Raw genomic sequence first — 17,704 nt, 5'->3', positions numbered from 1 at the left:
AGATTAGCGACCGCGACCGGGACCACGTCAGGTGGGGTGTGGGCGCGGACCGGCGAGCTCCGCCGGCACTGCGGGGCTACCCGGTCTCACAGCGCGTCGGGGAGCGTCTTGCACAGGTACGGACGGTCCGGAGCCTTTTTCAGGGCGTCCAGGACGGCCGGGTGCGGCTCGGCGTACAGGAGGGGACAGTCCAGCTCACCGGCCGCGGGGTCGGGGATCCAGGCCAGCCGCTCGCCGTCCAGGGAGAACCGGGCGTCCACGCCGGGCTTGTTGCCGCGTGGGTCCTGCCGGTGCCAGGCGCCGTGGAAGCGGACGGCGACCAGGCCGTGCAGGGCGTGGCCGCCCTCGCCGTCGGTCAGCCGCTGGTAGCACAGGGCCGTCGGGATGTCCTCGGCCCGCAGCAGGGCGGCCAGGGCGTGGGCCTTGGCGTAGCAGATGCCGGTGCCCAGAGCCAGCACGTCGGAGGCGCGCCAGGTGACGCGCAGGTCGCCGGAGTCCTGGGAGTGCGGGATGGTGTCGCGAACGAATTCATAGGCCACCCGTGCATAGGCATACGAGTCGGCCACCTCCGCGGCGAGTCGCCCGGCCGTTTCCCGGACCACGGGATGGTGATGGTCGATGGCCTCGTCCGCGGCCAGGTACGCGGACAGGTCGGCGGTGTTCTGGATCAGCTCCATGCCCGCAAAGCATAGGAATGCGATCACTCGAGGGTCAATGACTTTTCGAGCGACCGCATACCTATGCATAGCTGGGGACTAGCGGGCCATCTCCTCCTTGAGCGCCGCCACGAAGGTGTCGACGTCCTCCTCCGTGGTGTCGAAGGAGCACATCCAGCGCACCACCCCGTCGGCCTCGTCCCAGAAGTAGAACCGGAACCGCTTCTGCAGACGTTCGCTCACGTCGTGCGGGAGCCTGGCGAAGACGCCGTTGGCCTGCACCGGGTAGAGGATCTCCACGCCGTGCACCGCGCGCACACCCTCGGCGAGCCGCTGGGCCATCTCGTTGGCGTGCCGGGCGTTGCGCAGCCACAGGTCCTTCGCCAGCAGCGCCTCCAGCTGCACCGACACGAACCGCATCTTGGAGGCGAGCTGCATGGACAGCTTCCGCAGGTGCTTCATCTGCCGCACCGCGTCCTGGTTGATGACCACGACCGCCTCACCGAAGACGGCGCCGTTCTTGGTCCCGCCCAGCGAGAGGATGTCGACGCCGACCGCGTTGGTGAACGTCCGCATCGGCACGTTCAGCGAAGCGGCCGCGTTGGCTATCCGGGAGCCGTCCAGGTGCACCTTCATGCCCCGGGCGTGGGCGTGCTCGCAGATCGCCCGGATCTCGTCCGGCGTGTAGAGGGTGCCCAGCTCCGTGCTCTGGGTGATCGAGACGACCTGCGGCATCGCGCGGTGCTCGTCCTCCCAGCCCCAGGCCTGCCGGTCGATCAGCTCGGGCGTGAGCTTGCCGTCGGGCGTGGGCACGGTGAGCAGCTTCAGGCCGCCCATGCGCTCGGGCGCGCCGCCCTCGTCGACGTTGATGTGCGCGCTCTCGGCGCAGATCACCGCGCCCCAGCGGTCGGTGACCGCCTGGAGCGCGACGACGTTGGCGCCGGTGCCGTTGAAGACCGGGAAGGCCTCCGCGGTCGCCCCGAAGTGGCCGCGGATGATCCGCTGCAGGTTCTCGGTGTACTCGTCCTCGCCGTACGCCACCTGGTGGCCGCCGTTGGCCAGGGCCAGGGCGGCCAGCACCTCCGGGTGGGCTCCGGCGTAGTTGTCACTGGCGAAACCGCGGACCTGCGGGTCGTGATGGCGACGCGCGTCGGTCTTGGGAGGGTTCACGGCTTCTCGGTCAGCCACAGACGGTTTCCGTTCACTTCACCGGCGGGCTTGCTCCAGACGCCCTCGATGGCCTCGGCCAGGTCCTTGACGTCCGTGAAGCCCGCGAACTTCGCGTTGGGGCGTTCGGCGCGCATCGCGTCGTGCACCAGCGCCTTCACCACCAGGATGGCAGCAGCCGCACGCGGACCCTCCTCGCCCCCGGCCTTGCGGAAGCCGTCCGCCATGGCCAGCGTCCAGGCCTCGGCGGCGGCCTTGGACGCGGCATACGCGGCGTTGCCCGCCGTCGGCTTCGACGCACCCGCGGCGCTGATCAGCAGATAGCGGCCGCGGTCGCTGCGCTGGAGACCGTCGAAGAAGGCCAGGGAGGTGTGCTGGACCGTGCGGATCAGCAGCTTCTCCAGCAGGTCCCAGTCGGCGAGGTCGGTCTCGGCGAAGTTCGCGCTGCCGCGCCAGCCGCCGACCAGGTGCACCAGGCCGTCGATCCGGCCGTGGTCCTTCTCGATACGGTCGGCCCACGCCCGGGTGTCCTCCAGGTCGAGCAGGTCGACCGTCTCCCCGGTGACCGTGGCGCCGCCGCGTGCGTAGCGGGCCGCGTCCACGGACTCCGCCAGGCGCTCGGGATTGTTGTCGGCACCGACGACGACCGCACCGGCCTCGGCGAGCCGGATCAGCGTCGCGTGTCCGGCGGGTCCACCCGCGCCGGCCACCGCGATCACCGCACCACTGAGAGACCCGTTCCCCACCATGTTCTTCCCCTCTTGAGCAGTGTTCTGGAGGCCGTCGCTCATGCGGCGACCGGCTCGGCGCTGTCCGCCGTGATGCCCTTGGTGGAGGCGATCACATTCTTCAGCTTCTTGGACAGGGCCTCGTAGAACATGCTCAGCGGAAACTCGTCCGGAAGCACGTCGTCCACGAGCTTGCGCGGCTGCTGGGTCAGGTCCAGGGCGTCCGGACCCTTGGCCCACTTGGAGCCGGGGTGCGGAGGCAGGTAGGTGGAGACCAGCTCGTAGCCGGCGAACCAGTGCACGAGCTTCGGGCGGTCGATGCCGTCCTTGTACAGCTTCTCGATGTCGGCGCACAGCTGGTTGGTGACCTGCGGGGCGCGCTCCCAGTCGATGGAGAGCTTGTTGTCGGTCCAGCGGACGACGTCGTGCTTGTGCAGGTAGGCGAAGAGCAGCTGGCCGCCGAGACCGTCGTAGTTGCGCACGCGGTCGCCGGTGACCGGGAAACGGAACATGCGGTCGAAGAGCACCGCGTACTGCACGTCACGGGCCTGCGGGACGCCGTCCGCCTGGAGCTTCACGGCCTCCTTGAAGGCGGTGAGGTCGCAGCGCAGCTCCTCCAGGCCGTACATCCAGAACGGCTGGCGCTGCTTGATCATGAACGGGTCGAAGGGCAGGTCACCGTGGCTGTGGGTGCGGTCGTGGACCATGTCCCACAGCACGAAGGCCTCTTCGCAGCGCTTCTGGTCGTGGACCATCGCGGCGATGTCCTCGGGCAGCTCCAGGCCCAGGATGTCGACGGCCGCGTCGGTGACCCGGCGGAAGCGTGCGGCCTCGCGGTCGCAGAAGATGCCGCCCCAGGAGAAACGTTCCGGCGCTTCGCGTACGGCGATCGTCTCCGGGAACAGGACCGCGGAGTTGGTGTCGTAGCCGGAGGTGAAGTCCTCGAAGCTGATGCCGCAGAACAGCGGGTTGTCGTAACGGGTGCGCTCCAGCTCGGCCAGCCAGTCGGGCCAGACCATGCGCAGGACGACCGCCTCCAGGTTGCGGTCCAGGTTGCCGTTCTGCGTGTACATCGGGAAGACGACCAGGTGCTGGAGGCCGTCCGCGCGGTTCGCGGCGGGCTGGAAGGCCAGCAGGGAGTCCAGGAAGTCCGGTACCTGGAAGCCACCCTCGGCCCAGCGGTGCAGGTCCTTCACCAGGGCCCGGTGGTAGGCGTCGTCGTGCGGGAGCAGCGGGGACAGCTCCTCGACCGCGTCGACGACACGCCGTACGGCGGCCTCGGCCTCCGCCGCGGCGGGGGCACCCTCGGCCTCGAAGTCGATCGATCCGTCCTTCGACTGCCATGGCCGGATCTGCTCCACGGCATCCTTGAGCACGGGCCAGGCGGGGTGCTCAATCACCCTGTTCAACGAAGGAACCTGTCCTCCCGTAGCCGCCTGCACAAGAATTTCCGTCATGTCCCATCCTCCACGGGAGAACCTCGCGTATGGACACCGTATGCATACCCGGTTTCCGCCAGCAAGAGGCGGCTCGGGAAATTTTCCTGTCTGAGACCTTGGTCGCGGATGTTTTTCCTGTCGTAAACCGTGACGGCGCTCACTTCCGTTGAGTACCCCTGATCCGCGCGCAGTAGCGACCCGGTCGGTCAAGGGCGCGGGGACTCGCCCACGAGAGGGTGACGGCGGGGCGTATACCGGCCAGCTGGCGCCCGCCACGCGCCCGGATGCCTGATGCACATGCGGGTTCATCGCGCGGCCCGGCCATTAGGCTGCGACTCTGCCCGCGCGGACGACGGCGTCCGCCCGTCCCGCGCGCGCCGAGCCGCCGTCGACGGAAGCGAGTCGAACCTTGAACTTTCTTACCATCGGTCACCGCGGGGCCATGGGTGTCGAGCCCGAGAACACCCTTCGTTCCTTCGTCGCCGCGCAGGACGCAGGCCTCGACCTGATCGAACTCGATCTGCACCTGAGCAAGGACGGCGCCCTGGTCGTCATGCACGACGCGGAGGTGGACCGTACGACCGACGGCACCGGGCCGATCGCCGAGAAGACCCTGGCCGAGCTGCGTGCCCTGGACGCGGGCCGCGGGGAGCGGGTGCCGGTCTTCGAGGAGGTACTCGACGCGGTGCGCACGCCGCTGCAGGCCGAGATCAAGGATGTGGCGGCGGCCCGGGCGCTCGCGGCGGTGATCGACGAGCGCGATCTGGTCGGGCGCGTGGAGGTGTCCTCGTTCCATGAGGAGGCGGTCGCCGAGATCGCCCGGCTGGTGCCGGGCGTGCGCACGGCGCTGATCGGGGACCGCTACGGCACGGACATCGTGGAGCGCGCGGTCGCCGTGGGCGCGGCGACCGTCTCCCTCAACATCCGCCGGCTCACCCTGGAGGTCGTCGAGCACGCCCGCGCGTCCGGCCTGCGGATCTTCGCCTGGGTCGTCAACACCCCGGAGCATCTGCGGCTGGTACGCGCGCTGGAGCTGGACGGCGCGACGACCGACTTTCCGCAGATCAAGCGCACCGGGCGGTTCACGGCCTGACGGTCACACGAGCTTCTTGACCAGCAGCTCGAACTGAAGGTCGTCGCGCTGCGGGATGCCGAAGCGCTCCTCGCCGTACGGGAAGGGCGACATCCTTCCCGTACGGCGGTAGCCGCGGCGCTCGTACCAGGCGATGAGGTCGTCCCGTACGGAGATCACGGTCATGTGCATCTCGGTGACGCCCCAGGCCTCGCGGACCTGACGCTCGGCCTCCGCCATGACCGTCTTGCCGAGGCCCGCGCCCTGCAGCGTGGGGCTGACCGCGAACATGCCGAAGTAGGCGTGTTCACCGCGGTGTTCGAGCTGGCAGCAGGCGACGATCCGGCCGTCCTGCTCCACGGTCAGCATCCTGCTGCCGGGCGACCTGATCACCTCCAGCACGCCCTCGGGATCCGTCCTGCGCCCCTGAAGGATGTCCGCCTCGGTGGTCCAGCCGACCCGGCTGGCGTCCCCGCGGTAGGCCGACTCGATCAACGCGACCAGCGCGTCGACGTCCCTGTCGGTGGCATCGCGGAACGTGGGCCGGGTGGCGCGGGTTTCCATGGAGCGGCCTTTCGATCTCGGGCGTGGCTCAGCCAGGGTCGAGGGTAACCCTGCCATTAGGCTCCGCCTGCATGGTGCACGTACTCAGCAGCCGGACGCTGCTCACCCCCACCGACCCCGAGCGCTCCCGGTCCTTCTACGGCGAGCAGCTGGGACTGGCCGTCTACCGTGAGTTCGGTACGGGGCCCGAGCGCGGGACGGTCTACTTCCTCGGCGGCGGCTTCCTGGAGCTCTCCGGGAGGTCCGAGACCCCGCCGTCGCCCGCGGTCCGGCTGTGGCTGCAGGTCGACGACGTGACGGCCGCGCACGAGGAGCTGGGGGCGAAGGGCGTCGACATCGTCCGGCCGCCGGTCAAGGAGCCGTGGGGCCTGGTCGAGATGTGGATCAGCGACCCGGACGGCATCCGCATCGCGCTGGTGGAGGTGCCCAAGGACCATCCGATGCGTTACCGGCCGGGTGTCTAGCTAGCGTCCGGGCCCGTCCTCGGGCCTCGTCCCCGCGGTCAGCACATGGCCGCTGATGCCGAGCAGCGAGGGCACGGACTCGGTCTGCCGCATCGCCGCCAGGACCAGCGCCCGGCGCCGCGGATCCTCCAGCCAGGAGGCGATGCCGCCCATCAGCCAGGCCGCGCCCTCGAGGCCGTACTGCGCGTGCGGCGTCAGACCGGCGTCCGCGAACTCGGCCGGGACGTCGGCGGGATCGTGGAAGTAGGCCGTGGTGAACAGGGACTTCGGCCCCCCTGTCGGGCGCATCCGGCCGTCGCCGACGGCGGCCTCGATCTGCGGCCGGTGCTCGGCGTCGAAGTAGAGCCCGGTGCTCAGGTTGTCGTGCAGCGGCGCGAACCGGTTGATCGTCGCGGCGACCACGAGCCCGCCGGGCCGTACGACCCGGTGTGCCTCGGCGAGGGCCCGTACCCGGTCCGGGCGCTCGGGCAGGTGGTAGAGCGGGCCGAGGAGCAGCACCACGTCCACGGACGCGTCCGGCGTGTCCAGGGCGCGCGCGTCGCCCTGGCGGGCCCGCACGCCGGGCAGCCGGGCCGCCCGCTCGACGTGCAGGGGTACCGGGTCGAGGAGCTCCACGTCATGGCCGTCGGCGGCGAGCCACTGCGCGTGGACGCCGCTGCCGCCGCCCACGTCGAGGATCCGGGCCGCAGCGGGCGGCAGGAGCCTGCGCAGGACGTCCTGGGTGCGCCAGAACTCCAGCCGTCCGGCGCCGGCGCGCAGCCGGGCGTCCTCCTTGTCGCGGCCGTAGTACTCGGCGATCTCCTCGGCCAGCGACGGTGCCGCGGTGTCCTCGGTGTCCATGGCTGGAACCCTCACGTACCCGGCTGCGCGCGGGCAAACGACTTTCCGCGCCTCCCACGGGACCGTCCCGGATGGCCGGGGCGGGCAGTCGCGGTTAGCGTGCGGAGAGATCTCTGTGTCGTACGGCAGTGCACCCGGCCGGAAGGAACCGTCATGAAGTTCGACAAGCCGGTGACCGGCGGACCGTGCTGGACCGAGCTCGGGACCAGCGACCTGGAGGGGGCCAAGCGGTTCTACACCGAGTTGTTCGGCTGGCGTCCGGAGACCGATCCACGCGCCGAGGCGGGCGGGTACACGGTGGCGCACCTGGGGGACGCGGCCGTCGCCGCGCTCACCCCGCTGTACCAGGAGTCCCAGCCGGTGGCGTGGAACGTCTCCTTCGCGGTGACGGACGCGGACGCGGCGGTACGGCGCGTGGAGGAGGCCGGCGGCACGGTGGTCCTCGGTCCGATGGACGTGTTCGACGTGGGCCGGTTCGCGGTGGCCCTCGATCCGACGGGCGCGGCGTTCCAGCTGTGGCAGGCGCGGTCCTTCCCGGGCGCCGGTCTGTTCAACGCGCCCGGCACGCTGGGCTGGGTCGAGCTGGCGACCCGGGACACCGACCGGGCCCGGGACTTCTACACCACGGTGTTCGGCTGGAGCGTCAACGCCTCCGACTGGTACACGCAGTGGGGCATCGACGGCGACGACTTCGGCGGCATGGCCGACATGGGCGACCGGTACCCGCCCGAGGTGCCGCCGCACTGGCTGCCGTACTTCGCGGTGGCCGACGTGGACGCGACGGCCGAGGTCGCGGCAGGGGCGGGCGGTGCCGTCGTGCTGGCACCCGTGTCGGTGCCGGACGGCCCGCGCATCGCGATTCTGCGGGATCCGCAGGGCGCGGAGTTCGGAGTGCACCTGGCCGGCGAGGAGGGCTGAGGCGCTGCGCCTGCCTTCGTCCGCGCTTCGACTCCCAGCGGCAGCTCGGAGCGGATCCTCGTCGGCCTCGCCATGTTCACCTGGGAGCCGCCGGCGAGAGGCACACTCACCGGGAAGTACCGGTGCGAGCGGCCTCCCTCGTTGACGTTGCCGGGCGTGACGGCCACGGCCAGAGGCAGGCCGCGGTCGTCCGCCGTGAGTCGGGCCCTGGTCGTCAGCCCGCCGCGAGAGCGGCCGAGTGCCCGACCAGTCTGTGCGGGCGGCGGATCTTCCGGTTCGTCCCTCGCCACCTGGCGGAGCTCCTGCGCCGCACGCTAGTGGGGCAGGGTGTGCGCGAAGGCGAGTACCTCCCTGTTGTAGCGGTCCGGATCGCTCATGTAGAGGCCGTGTCCGGTGCCGTCGATCACGACGAGCCTCGCGTCGGGAAGCAGCGCATGGGTCCTGCGCCCGGTCTGCTCGATCGGGGCCGAGCGGTCGGCATCCCCCTGGATGACCAGGGCGGGCACCGTGAGCGCGGTGAGTTCCGCGCGCAGGTCCGCGTTGACGCATGTCCTGTTCGTCGACAGCAGGACCTGAAGAGGGGTGTCGAAGAACTGGCGGCTGGTCCAGTCGCTCAGTCCGTCCGATACCTCGTAGCCGGGCCCGAACCACTCGGCGCCCGAGGTGGCCGCGACGAAGGCCCCGACATCGCGACGCATGAGCGTGCGGGCGGCCTCGGCCGCTGCCGCCGAGACGGGGCCCTCCGGGTTGTCGTCCGTGCGGAGCAGGAACGGTGTGGTGGGCGCGCTCAGGACGACTCCCCGGACGCGCTCGTCTCCCCGGCGGGTCAAGCAGCGGACCGCCTCGGCCGCGCCCATGGAGTGTCCGACCAGTACGACGTCGTGCAGGTCCAGGCGGGCGAGCAGGTTGGCCAGGTCGTCGGCGAGACGGTTGAGGTCGTAGCCCCGTCCGGGCACGTCGGAGCGCCCGTGGCCGCGCCGGTCGTACTCGACCTGCCGCTGCGCGAGCGGAACGACTGGCTGCTGGCGGCCGGTTACGCTCCCCGCTTCCCGGAGACACCGCTGAGCGATCCGGCGCTGTCCGGGGTCCGGGCCTCGTTGCAGACGCTGCTGAACACGCACGGCCCGTTTCCGGGTGCCGCGATCGACGGGCAGTGGAATGTACGGCTCACCAACGAGGCCGGGCGCCGGCTGATCTCCGGCATCCCGGAAGAGGTGCGCGGTGTGCCGACGAACCTCTTCCGCACCGCGCTGCACCCCGGCGCTCTCGTCCGCCGTACCCGCAACTTCCCGCAGTGGTCGGCCCACTTGCTGCGCCGGCTCGACCGGGCCGTGGTGCGGACGCAGGATCCCGCCCTCGTCGCGCTGGCCGACGAGATCGGCACCTGGCCGGACATCCCCGACCGTCGCGGCTGGAGCCGGCTGTCCCCCGACGGCACGGATGACCCGGTGCTGTCCTGGCAGGCTCTTCTTCCCTGCCGACGAGGCGACCGAGACGGCTCTGCGCCGGCGCGCCGGGCTCAGCTGACACCCACTAGCCCCGCCGTGATCATGTGCCGGACAGGCCCCTAGGCCCGTAGCGCGCCCATGTGGCCTTCCAGTCGGCTCAGCAACTCGCCCAGGACGTCCGCGAGTTCATCCTGACGCTTCGGGGCCAGGTCCGACAACACGGCTGATTCGTAGGCCAGTTGTTCTGGGAGGATGCCGTCCACCAGGGCGCGGCCGGCGTCGGTGAGGCGGACGTGGGCGACGCGGCGGTCGCGGGCGTCGCCGCGCCGTTCGACCAGGCCTCGTTCGGTCAGCTGCTTGAGCCGTTTGGTGACGGCGGCCCCGGAGGAGAAGGTCTCCCGGACCAGGTCGCCCGGGGTCAGCTCATGGCCGGTCCGGCGCAGCGCGCCCAGCAGGTCGAACTCGGGCCGGCTGAGCCCGGCCCGGCGCAGCGGGGCGTCCTCGGCCTGCTGGAGGAGGGCGGCGCAGCGGTTGATCCGGCCGATCACCTCCATGGGCCCGGTGTCCAGCTCGGGATGAACGGCCCGCCACTGCCGGACCACGACGGCGACGGTGTCCTGGCGCGCGGCGGTGCCGGTGTCCACACCGGGCCCGGGCCCGGTCCCGGGTGCGGGTGTGCCGGCGTCGCCGTCCCCCGGCCGTCTGCCGCCGGGCTCGCCCGCCCGTCCCTTGTCGGCCGCGTCGTCCACCGGCGCCCGTCCGCCGTTCGTCGCCGTCATGGCCGTATGCCCTCCGTCGTCCTGCCCGGGGCCTGGACCTGGTGGCTCCGGTCCAGATCATTGTCCTGCTCCGGGGCGCGGTCCTGGTCATTGGTCTGCGGTACGAACCCCTGGTGTCGCACCGCCGCCGCGAGCGTACGGTGTCCGGACTGCTCGGCCCGCACGACCCGCTCCTCGGGCAGGGCGCGCTGCCACCACTCGCCGGAGGCCGCGTCGGCCGTGGAGCGCAGGTCGACGAGGGCGGCGGCGAGCGCCCGGCGGGCCGACTCCAGGGCGCGCGGGGCCGGGTGCGGCTCGGCGAGCAGCCGGGCGGCGTTCTCGCGGGCGCGTTCCGCCGTGGTCAGCGCGTGTTCGAGACGGTCGCCCGCGCGCCGGTTGGTGACGGCGACGGCCGCGACGAAGCCGGCCAGCGCGCCGACGAAGGTGTCCGCGACCCGCTCGGTGATCAGTTCGGCGGGGTTCTGTGCGCGGGCGAACTCGGTGATGAGCAGGGCCATCGGGGTCACACAGACGGTGCCGAGCCAGTAGTTGCGCGCGATGAGCGCCTCGGCGCCGAAGTTGAGCGCGAGGCAGCACAGCACCAGCGCGGCCGGGTGGAGATGAGCGAGCGGGACGACGGCGGCGAACACGAGGACGCCGACGACGTTGCCGACGACACGCTGGATGCCTCGGCTCCAGGTGAGGGTGACGTTGGCCTGGTAGAGGGAGGCCGCGGTGACCAGCGCCCAGTAGGGGCGGCCGGCCCCGAGCGCGAGAGAGGCGTACCCGGCGAGGGCGCAGCCGATCGCGGTGCGCGCGGCGATCGGGGCGAGGAGGGCCAGGCGGTGCCGCAACGACCTTCGCGGGAGGGCGGGTTCGACGTCCTGGCCGAGGAGTTCGACGGCGGACTCGCACGGGGAGGCGACGTGCGGGAGCAGGCCGGTACCGCGCAGCTCGCGGGCCCAGGTGCGCAGCCGTTCGGGGTCGGTGTCGGCGGGGGCGGCGAGGGCGACCTCGGCGCGGGCCAGGAGCCGTTCCAAGGCGCGCCGGGTGCGGTCGGGGCGGGCGCCGGCGGCGAGCAGGGACTGCCGGGCGGCGTGGATCGCGGCGGCGGCCGTGGCACGGGCCCGGGCGTGGCCGTCGGCGGTGCCGTGGGTGTCGGCGTATCCGGCGGCGGCGTTCAGGGCCTGGGCGGTGGCGCGGCGCTCGGGACCGTACGGGCGTAGCAGGCCCGGCGCCATGCCGACCAGCCAGGCCCAGGCGCCGGCCACCAGAGCAAGACCGACGTGTTCCGGCACCTGGCCGAGGGTTTGCGGCGTGAACAGCGCTGCGGAGCTGATGAAGGTCAGGACCACGTTCGCGGGCGGTCCCAGCCGGGTGGCGTCGCACACGGTCTTCTGGACGGCGGCCATGACGGCGCCGACGGTGACGAGGACGACGGCGTCGCCCGTGAGCGACGCGGTGAGCAGGGCGAGGGCGAGGCCGCCGACCATGCCGAGCACCACCCGGGCCAGGACACGGGCGCGGGCGGCGTAGGGCCGGTTGTGACCGTAGAGCGCGCACAGCGATCCGGCCATCGTGTACATCGCCAGGTCGAGGCGGCCGAGCGCCAGCAGGAGCAGGTTGGGCGGGGCGACCGCGGCGACGACGCTCAGCGCGGGCTTGAACCAGATGTCCGAGGGCCGCCCGGGGCGGAGCACTCCGGCGAGGGGAAGTCGGTGGCGGGTCGCACTGCTCATGGGCATCAATTTAGCACGTGTTTTACTCGCAAAATATGCACCTCGAACCTCGCCCACCTGCGGTGCTCCGGCGAATGCTCCCCGTGTACCCCCTTGCGCTCGCGTGCGCTCCGCATGACGTGGGCATCGCATCCCTTGACCGACCGTCGAACGGGGAGGTGCGCGTGCACGGACCGGTGCCGGCCGCGTGGCTGCTGGTCGCCCTGTGCGCGACGACCGGCGCCTACTGTCTGCTGCGGATGCGCAGCGACGTCGAGGAGCAGCGCCGGGCCGCGGGCGGCGAGGCCGTGATGGGCTTCGGGATGGCCGTGATGGCCGTACCGGCGGCGGCGTTCTCGCCGCCGAGCTGGGGCTGGCCGGTGTACGCGGCCGTGTTCGGCGCGGCGGCACTGCGCGCGCTGTGGGCCGCGCGAGCCGCCCCGCGTCATCTGCACCACCTGGTGGGCGCGGCCGCGATGGTCTACATGTCGGTGGTGATGGCGGCGGCCCCGCCCGGCGCGCACCACGGGCACGGCGGCGCCGGGGTGCCGTTGCTGACCGGCGCACTCCTGCTGTACTTCGTGGGTTACGTGCTGCTCGCCGGTGCCCGTCTGGTGCCCGCCGCGGTGGCCGGGGCCGGCGGCGGCTCCACCCGCTGGGGCGACCGGCCGGAACTGTCGCGAGCCTGCCGGCTGTCGATGGGGATCGGCATGGTGACGATGCTGCTGACCATGTGAGCGGGGTCCGTGCGGGTGCGTTGCCTGCGTCACTTCGGTGGCGCGGACCGTACCGGCGAGCGGCCACGCGCTCATAGGGTGCTGACCATGATGGTCCCCGTGACCCTGCTGCTGCTCGGTGCCCTGACCGCCGTCGTCGCCCCGCAGCTGTTCGCCCGGGCCGACTGGCCGGACCGCGAACCGGTCCTCGCCCTGTGGGTGTGGCAGTGCGTCGTGGCGGCCGTCCTGCTGTGCTGCCTGCTGTCGATGACGCTCAGCGCGTCGGCGGCCTGGCAGGCGGTGCGCGGCCAGCTGTTCGCCCGGGCTCCGCGCGCGGTGGTGGACGCCTACGCGCTCGGCACGGCCGGCCCGTGGGCGGCGCCCACCGCCGTACTGCTGGCCTCCGGCGGCCTGTGGAGTCTGGCGATGCTGGTGCGCGAGGTCGTACGGGCCCGAACCCCGCGGCGTACGCGGCGGGCCGAACTCCTCGTGCGCGCCCCGCTGTTGCCGGGCGAGGAGCCCTCGCACGGCCGGCTGGTGGTGCTGGAGGGCGAGCGTCCCGACGCCTGGTGGCTACCCGGTACGGCACCCAGGCTGGTCATCACGACGGCCGCGCTGCGCCGCCTGAAAGGGCGTCAGCTCGACGCACTCCTCGCCCACGAACAGGGCCACGCGCAGGCCCGGCACGACTGGCTGCTGCACTGCTCGGCGGCGCTGGCGGGCGGGTTCCCGCAGGTGCCGGTGTTCGCCGCGTTCCGTGCCGAGATGCACCGGCTGGTCGAGCTGGCCGCCGACGACATGGCCTCGCGGCGCTTCGGCCGGCTGACGACCGCACTGGCGCTGGTCGAACTCAACGAGGAGCGGGGCGTGTTCGGTCCCTGCCCCACCCCGCAGGCCCATGTGCCGCAGCGGGTGCACCGGCTGCTGACTCCCCCGGACCGGCTCCCCGCACTGCGCCGGCTGCGCCTGACGGCGGTGGCCGCGCTGGTCCCGGTGATCCCGGTGCTGGTGGCCTTGATTCCCGGGTTGCGGGCGCTCGGCTGACACTGGCAACTGCCCACTGTCGACAGTCGACTGTCGACTGTCGACTGTCGGCTGTCGGCTGACAACTGGCCGCTATCGGCTGCCGACTGCCGACTGACAACTGGCCGCTGTCGACTGTCGACAGCCGACTGCCGACTGCCGACTGCCGACTGCGTACGACGCACGGGTCGGGCGGAAGGTGGCCCCGAGCCTGCCGAGCAACAAAGATCGCGGCACGCACCGCAGCCCCACCGGTCCCCGCTCCCGCCGCACGGACCCTGCGCGCCACAGCCCTCCGCGCCACGGCCCTGCTCGCGGCCGCCGTGGCGTAGCTGGGCGGCCGGCTGTTCGGGCGCTGACGGTGGCTCTGGCCGTGGTGGTTCACGAGTGGCCGCGGCCCGGTCACGCCGACACGCCTGACGACCGGCCTCGGTAGGGTCGACCGTATGACTGCCGTGTTGTTCGACTTCTCCGGGACGCTCTTCCGCGTCGAGTCCACCGAGTCCTGGCTGCGCGCGGTACTGGCCGAGACGGGACATGTCCTGCCCGAACCCGAACTGCAAGACGCCGCAAGGGCGTTGGAGGCGGCCGGTGCGCTGCCGGGCGGGGCGAATCCGCTGGAGCTGCCGGCGGACCTGGCCGGGATCTGGGCGGTGCGGGACGAGAGCGCGGAGCTGCACCGGGCCGCGTACACGGGCCTGACGCGACGGGTGCCGCTGCCCGACCCCGGGCTGCACGACGCGCTGTACGAGCGGCACAAGACCCCGGCCGCCTGGGCCCCGTACCCGGACGCCGCCGACGTGCTGCGCACCCTGCGTGAGCGCGGGATCGGCGTGGGCGTGGTCAGCAACATCGGCTGGGATCTGCGGCCGGTGTTCCGCGAGCACGGGCTCGACCGGTATGTGGACGCGTATGTGCTGTCGTACGAGCACGGCGTGCAGAAGCCGGACCCTCGGTTGTTCTCGGTCGCCTGTGCGGCGCTGGGCGCCGATCCTCGGCAGGTGGTGATGGTGGGTGACAGCAAGGAGGCGGACGGTGGGGCGGCCGCGCTCGGCTGCCGGGTGCACTTCGTCGACCATCTGCCGGTGACGGACCGGCCCGACGCGCTGCTGCCGGTGCTGGATCTGGTGGGCTGAGGCCGGGAAGACGGCCGGCCCGGCGCTGCCACGACCGCCCGCCGCAAAGGCCTCGATGTAGACGCCGCCCGTCTGAGACGATCCCCCGCGTCGCCCCAGACGGACGGCAGCCCTTGACAGGGCCCGCCCATGGCGATGCCCTCTGCGTTGAGTATAGTTGGCTGGCAGCCAGTCAACGCAGGAGTTTCAGAATGTCCCCGCGCAGCGCCTCGGTCAATGAAGAGTTGCGCCGGCGTTCCCGGGAGCGGCTGCTACAAGCCGCGGTGGAACTGGTCGACGAGCACGGCTACGAGGCCACCACGCTGGGCGACATCGCGGACCGGGCCGGTTCGGCGCGCGGACTGGTGTCGTACTACTTCCCCGGCAAGCGCCAGCTGGTGCAGTCCGCCGTGCACCGGCTGATGCACCGCACGCTGGAGGAGGCCCTGGAGCGGGAACCGCACACCGAGGACGGCCGGGAGCGCCTCGCCCGCGCCATCGACGCGATCCTGGGCCTGGCCCGCGACCGGCCGGTGCTGATGCGGCAGCACATGGCGGGGCTGCTACAGGCGGAGGGTTTCATGCCGTGCCCGGAGCAGCGCCGGCTGGCGGAGCTGCTCAGCGACACCGTGGCCCGGTACGGCTCCGAGGACGTCGCCGCCGACTATCCGATACTCCGGGCCCTGCTGATGGGGGCCGTGTATGCGGCGCTGATCCCGGGGGCGTCGATGCCCGTTCCGGTACTGCGGGCCGAACTGTTCCAGCGGTACGGGCTCGACCGGGAGTCGGGGGTGCCACCGGAGAGCGAGTCGGGCACACAGGCGCGGGAGCGGGATCTGTCGCGGTTCTTCGCGACGGAGGAGCGTCCGGGCAACCCCTGAGACGGGTTCGGGAGCAACCTCCGGACGGGTTCAGGCGGCCGGAACCCGCCTCAGCCGGCGGCGTGCATGACGGGGCGACAGGAAGCCCGCGTCCCGCGCCTGGGCGATCAGCCTGAGGGAGCGGCGGCGGCTGTGTCCGGTCGCGCTCATCACGGCCAGCACCGGGTCGGCGCCCTCCTCCTGCGCGGCGCGGTACTCCTTCGCGACGAGCCGGCGGCCCTCGACGCCCCGCGGCCAGACCGGCCGGGCGCGCCGCGGCCCGGCACAGAGCACATGCGCCCTTTCGCCGCCGGCCTCCGGTTCGTGCCGCTCCTCGGGCGGTTCCTCGCCGCCGCACCGGGAGGGCCGCTCGACCCCGCACGAGTCGAACAGTGGGCCCTCGATCCAGTCCGCGAGCCCCGTCAGGTCGGCCAGGGACAGGGCCGGCTCGGCCCTGACGTCCTCGATGGACACACATCCCTGGTGCACGACGGCCAGGGCGTCGACCCGGGCGCCGTCGGGGAAGGCCAGCCGGACCTGGAACCAGGAGGTGGTGCCGCCGCGCTCCCGCACCTTCCACGCGGGCCACACGGCCACCGCGCCGTCCTCGGCGTTCCGGTCGGAAAGATTAAGCAAGGATGCTTCTAGCACACACGCAACGTAACCGCATGATCGCATTCCGTACGGAACGGACACGCGTCGGGGTCACCCCGCCGGACCCTGCCGCCGCGGCCCCGGGGATGCCATGCTGGTGACGTCCGCACACCACCTCCTTCGTCGAGGAGTTTCGCTGTGCTGCGTGTCGCCGTCGTCGGTTCGGGGCCCAGCGGGTGCTACACCGCCCAGAGCCTGGTCCAGGGGGATGCCGAGGTGTGCGTGGACGTCCTGGACCGGCTGCCGTGCCCGTACGGCCTGGTCCGCTACGGCGTCGCCCCGGACCACGAGAAGATCAAGTCCCTGCAGGGCAGCCTCAGGACGGTGCTGGAGCACGAGCGGGTGCGGTTCATCGGCGGGGTCCGGGTGGGCGGCCCCCGCGGAGTGCCGGTGGAGCGGCTGCGGGAGCTGTACCACGCGGTGGTGTACTGCGTGGGCGCCGCCGGCGACCGCCGGCTCGGGGTACCGGGCGAGGAACTGCCGGGCAGCTGGTCGGCGACCGACTTCGTGGCCTGGTACAGCGCGCATCCGGACGCGGCCGACGCGGGCTTTGTGCGCGCGGTGCGGTCGGCCGTGGTCATCGGCGTGGGCAATGTGGCGGTGGACGTCACGCGGATGCTCGTGCGGGGTGCCGCGGAGCTCAGTCCGACGGACATGCCGCAGGCGGCGCTGGACACGCTGACGGCGAGCGGGATCACCGAGGTGCACATGGTCGGCCGGCGCGGTCCCTCCCAGGCCCGCTTCACCACCAAGGAGCTGCGCGAGCTGGGCACCCTGCCCGGCACCGAAGTCACCGTCGATCCGGCCGACTTGGCGCTGGATCCGGCGGAGCCCGCCACCCTGCCCGCGGTAGCGCGCCGCAATCTGGAGGTGCTCCGGGGCTGGGCCGCCCAGCCCCCGGCCGTCGCCGCCCGGCACATCGGCCTGCGGTTCTTCCTGCGCCCCGTGGAACTGCTCGCGGACGCCGGCCGGGTGGGCGCCGTGCGCTTCGAGCGGACGGTACCGGACGGGCAGGGCGGGGTGACGGGCACCGGACGGTTCGAGGACGTGCCCGCCCAGTTGGTGCTGCGTTCGGTGGGCTATCGCGGGGTGCCGCTGGACGGGCTGCCGTTCGACGCGGCGAGCGGCACGGTGCCGAACGCGGCGGGGCGTGTCGTACGTGACGGCGTCCCCTCCCCCGGCGAGTACGTCGCCGGGTGGATCAAGCGCGGCCCGACGGGTGTGATCGGCACCAACCGGCCCTGCGCCAAGGAGACGGCGGCCTCCCTGCTCGCGGACGCTCCCGCGCTGCTGCGCCGGCAGGTGCCCGGCGATCCGGTGCCGGCGCTGCGGGCGGCCGGGACCGAGCCCGTGCCGTGGGCGGGGTGGCTGGCGATCGAGCGGGCCGAGGCCGAGCTGGGCACGCGGCTGGGGCGGAGTGTGGTCAAGCTGGCCGACTGGGACGCGCTGCTGACGGCGGCCCGCTCGGCGTAGCCCTGGTGGCCGGCGGTTCCGCGCCGGCCGGGCGGGCATGACACACACCGGCAACAGACCCGAAATCAACAAACTGTTCAAGAGCCTTACG

The 17,704-nt window shown here is 72.3% G+C and carries 19 protein-coding genes and 1 pseudogene; 9 read left to right on the top strand and 11 right to left on the bottom strand.

Annotation, left to right across the window (positions count from 1 at the left end; all coding sequences use genetic code 11):
• Positions 1-86 precede the first annotated feature (86 nt).
• The 4 genes from BFF78_RS36860 to BFF78_RS36845 all read right to left on the bottom strand — a co-directional run bounded on the left by BFF78_RS36860 (position 87) and on the right by BFF78_RS36845 (position 4,008).
• Entirely contained in the window at positions 87-677 is a 591-nt protein-coding gene (locus BFF78_RS36860) for a transglutaminase domain-containing protein (protein WP_069782410.1), read from the bottom strand.
• Between the two features lie 78 nt (positions 678-755).
• On the bottom strand, positions 756-1,826 hold the full coding sequence (locus tag BFF78_RS36855; protein WP_069782409.1) for a threonine aldolase family protein: 1,071 nt from the start codon (positions 1,824-1,826) through the stop codon (positions 756-758).
• Positions 1,823-2,614 carry an SDR family oxidoreductase gene (locus tag BFF78_RS36850; RefSeq protein ID WP_069782408.1) on the bottom strand — a complete coding sequence of 264 codons (792 nt, stop codon included), beginning with the start codon at positions 2,612-2,614 and terminating at the stop codon, positions 1,823-1,825. The genes BFF78_RS36855 and BFF78_RS36850 overlap by 4 nt, the downstream gene beginning before the upstream one ends.
• Positions 2,611-4,008 (bottom strand): DUF6421 family protein, encoded by a 1,398-nt coding sequence (locus tag BFF78_RS36845; RefSeq protein WP_069782407.1) that lies wholly within the window; start codon positions 4,006-4,008, stop codon positions 2,611-2,613. The genes BFF78_RS36850 and BFF78_RS36845 overlap by 4 nt, the downstream gene beginning before the upstream one ends.
• A gap of 391 nt (positions 4,009-4,399) precedes the next feature.
• Between BFF78_RS36845 and BFF78_RS36840 the strand changes: the two genes are divergently transcribed.
• Complete coding sequence (locus BFF78_RS36840) at positions 4,400-5,083, top strand: glycerophosphodiester phosphodiesterase (RefSeq protein ID WP_079161633.1); 684 nt, start codon at positions 4,400-4,402, stop codon at positions 5,081-5,083.
• A 3-nt stretch (positions 5,084-5,086) separates the two neighbouring features.
• Here the strand turns inward: BFF78_RS36840 and BFF78_RS36835 are convergent, their stop codons facing one another.
• Entirely contained in the window at positions 5,087-5,626 is a 540-nt protein-coding gene (locus tag BFF78_RS36835) for a GNAT family N-acetyltransferase (RefSeq protein ID WP_069782405.1), read from the bottom strand.
• A 71-nt stretch (positions 5,627-5,697) separates the two neighbouring features.
• Between BFF78_RS36835 and BFF78_RS36830 the strand changes: the two genes are divergently transcribed.
• Positions 5,698-6,090 carry a VOC family protein gene (locus BFF78_RS36830; protein WP_069782404.1) on the top strand — a complete coding sequence of 131 codons (393 nt, stop codon included), beginning with the start codon at positions 5,698-5,700 and terminating at the stop codon, positions 6,088-6,090.
• Here BFF78_RS36830 and BFF78_RS36825 read toward each other — a convergent pair whose 3' ends face one another.
• Complete coding sequence (locus tag BFF78_RS36825; protein ID WP_069782403.1) at positions 6,091-6,930, bottom strand: class I SAM-dependent methyltransferase; 840 nt, start codon at positions 6,928-6,930, stop codon at positions 6,091-6,093.
• Between the two features lie 153 nt (positions 6,931-7,083).
• On the opposite strand from BFF78_RS36825, the gene BFF78_RS36820 reads away from it, so the two are divergent.
• The gene (locus BFF78_RS36820) at positions 7,084-7,848 is read left to right on the top strand and encodes a VOC family protein (protein WP_069782402.1); all 765 of its coding nucleotides are present in this window, start codon (positions 7,084-7,086) and stop codon (positions 7,846-7,848) included.
• A gap of 137 nt (positions 7,849-7,985) precedes the next feature.
• On the opposite strand, the pseudogene BFF78_RS48660 reads toward BFF78_RS36820, so the two are convergent.
• Together BFF78_RS48660 and BFF78_RS44030 are read right to left on the bottom strand one after the other, a co-directional pair.
• Positions 7,986-8,135: pseudogene (locus BFF78_RS48660) on the bottom strand (IS5/IS1182 family transposase); the annotation flags it as partial.
• A 27-nt stretch (positions 8,136-8,162) separates the two neighbouring features.
• On the bottom strand, positions 8,163-8,804 hold the full coding sequence (locus tag BFF78_RS44030; protein ID WP_069782401.1) for an alpha/beta fold hydrolase: 642 nt from the start codon (positions 8,802-8,804) through the stop codon (positions 8,163-8,165).
• A 12-nt stretch (positions 8,805-8,816) separates the two neighbouring features.
• On the opposite strand from BFF78_RS44030, the gene BFF78_RS46495 reads away from it, so the two are divergent.
• Positions 8,817-9,419 carry an MmyB family transcriptional regulator gene (locus BFF78_RS46495; RefSeq protein WP_227026008.1) on the top strand — a complete coding sequence of 201 codons (603 nt, stop codon included), beginning with the start codon at positions 8,817-8,819 and terminating at the stop codon, positions 9,417-9,419.
• Here the strand turns inward: BFF78_RS46495 and BFF78_RS36805 are convergent.
• Together BFF78_RS36805 and BFF78_RS36800 are read right to left on the bottom strand one after the other, a co-directional pair.
• Entirely contained in the window at positions 9,416-10,075 is a 660-nt protein-coding gene (locus BFF78_RS36805; RefSeq protein ID WP_079161631.1) for a MarR family winged helix-turn-helix transcriptional regulator, read from the bottom strand. The genes BFF78_RS46495 and BFF78_RS36805 overlap by 4 nt on opposite strands.
• Positions 10,072-11,793, bottom strand: coding sequence for an FUSC family protein (locus tag BFF78_RS36800; RefSeq protein WP_069782399.1), 1,722 nt, complete (start codon positions 11,791-11,793; stop codon positions 10,072-10,074). Before BFF78_RS36800 ends, BFF78_RS36805 begins: the two co-directional genes overlap by 4 nt.
• A 164-nt stretch (positions 11,794-11,957) precedes the next feature.
• On the opposite strand from BFF78_RS36800, the gene BFF78_RS36795 reads away from it, so the two are divergent.
• The 4 genes from BFF78_RS36795 (at position 11,958) to BFF78_RS36780 (ending at position 15,507) form a co-directional block, all read left to right on the top strand.
• On the top strand, positions 11,958-12,509 hold the full coding sequence (locus BFF78_RS36795) for a DUF5134 domain-containing protein (RefSeq protein WP_069782398.1): 552 nt from the start codon (positions 11,958-11,960) through the stop codon (positions 12,507-12,509).
• An 87-nt stretch (positions 12,510-12,596) separates the two neighbouring features.
• Complete coding sequence (locus BFF78_RS36790; protein ID WP_069784041.1) at positions 12,597-13,532, top strand: M56 family metallopeptidase; 936 nt, start codon at positions 12,597-12,599, stop codon at positions 13,530-13,532.
• Between the two features lie 425 nt (positions 13,533-13,957).
• Complete coding sequence (locus BFF78_RS36785; protein WP_069782397.1) at positions 13,958-14,647, top strand: HAD family hydrolase; 690 nt, start codon at positions 13,958-13,960, stop codon at positions 14,645-14,647.
• Between the two features lie 191 nt (positions 14,648-14,838).
• A complete protein-coding gene (locus tag BFF78_RS36780) occupies positions 14,839-15,507 on the top strand; it encodes a TetR/AcrR family transcriptional regulator (RefSeq protein ID WP_069782396.1) in 669 nt (222 codons plus the stop codon).
• Positions 15,508-15,537: 30 nt separating this feature from the next.
• Here BFF78_RS36780 and BFF78_RS36775 read toward each other — a convergent pair whose 3' ends face one another.
• A complete protein-coding gene (locus BFF78_RS36775; protein WP_079161630.1) occupies positions 15,538-16,083 on the bottom strand; it encodes a DUF6214 family protein in 546 nt (181 codons plus the stop codon).
• A gap of 195 nt (positions 16,084-16,278) precedes the next feature.
• Here BFF78_RS36775 and BFF78_RS36770 point away from each other — a divergent pair, with 195 nt between their 5' ends.
• Entirely contained in the window at positions 16,279-17,613 is a 1,335-nt protein-coding gene (locus tag BFF78_RS36770; protein WP_069782395.1) for an FAD-dependent oxidoreductase, read from the top strand.
• Positions 17,614-17,704: the final 91 nt, after the last annotated feature.

The organism is Streptomyces fodineus (assembly GCF_001735805.1).
In the GTDB taxonomy this organism is placed as follows: Bacteria; Actinomycetota; Actinomycetes; order Streptomycetales; family Streptomycetaceae; genus Streptomyces; species Streptomyces fodineus.
Note: the sequence above shows the minus strand (reverse complement) of the source record. Positions and strands in the feature narration are given on the sequence as shown.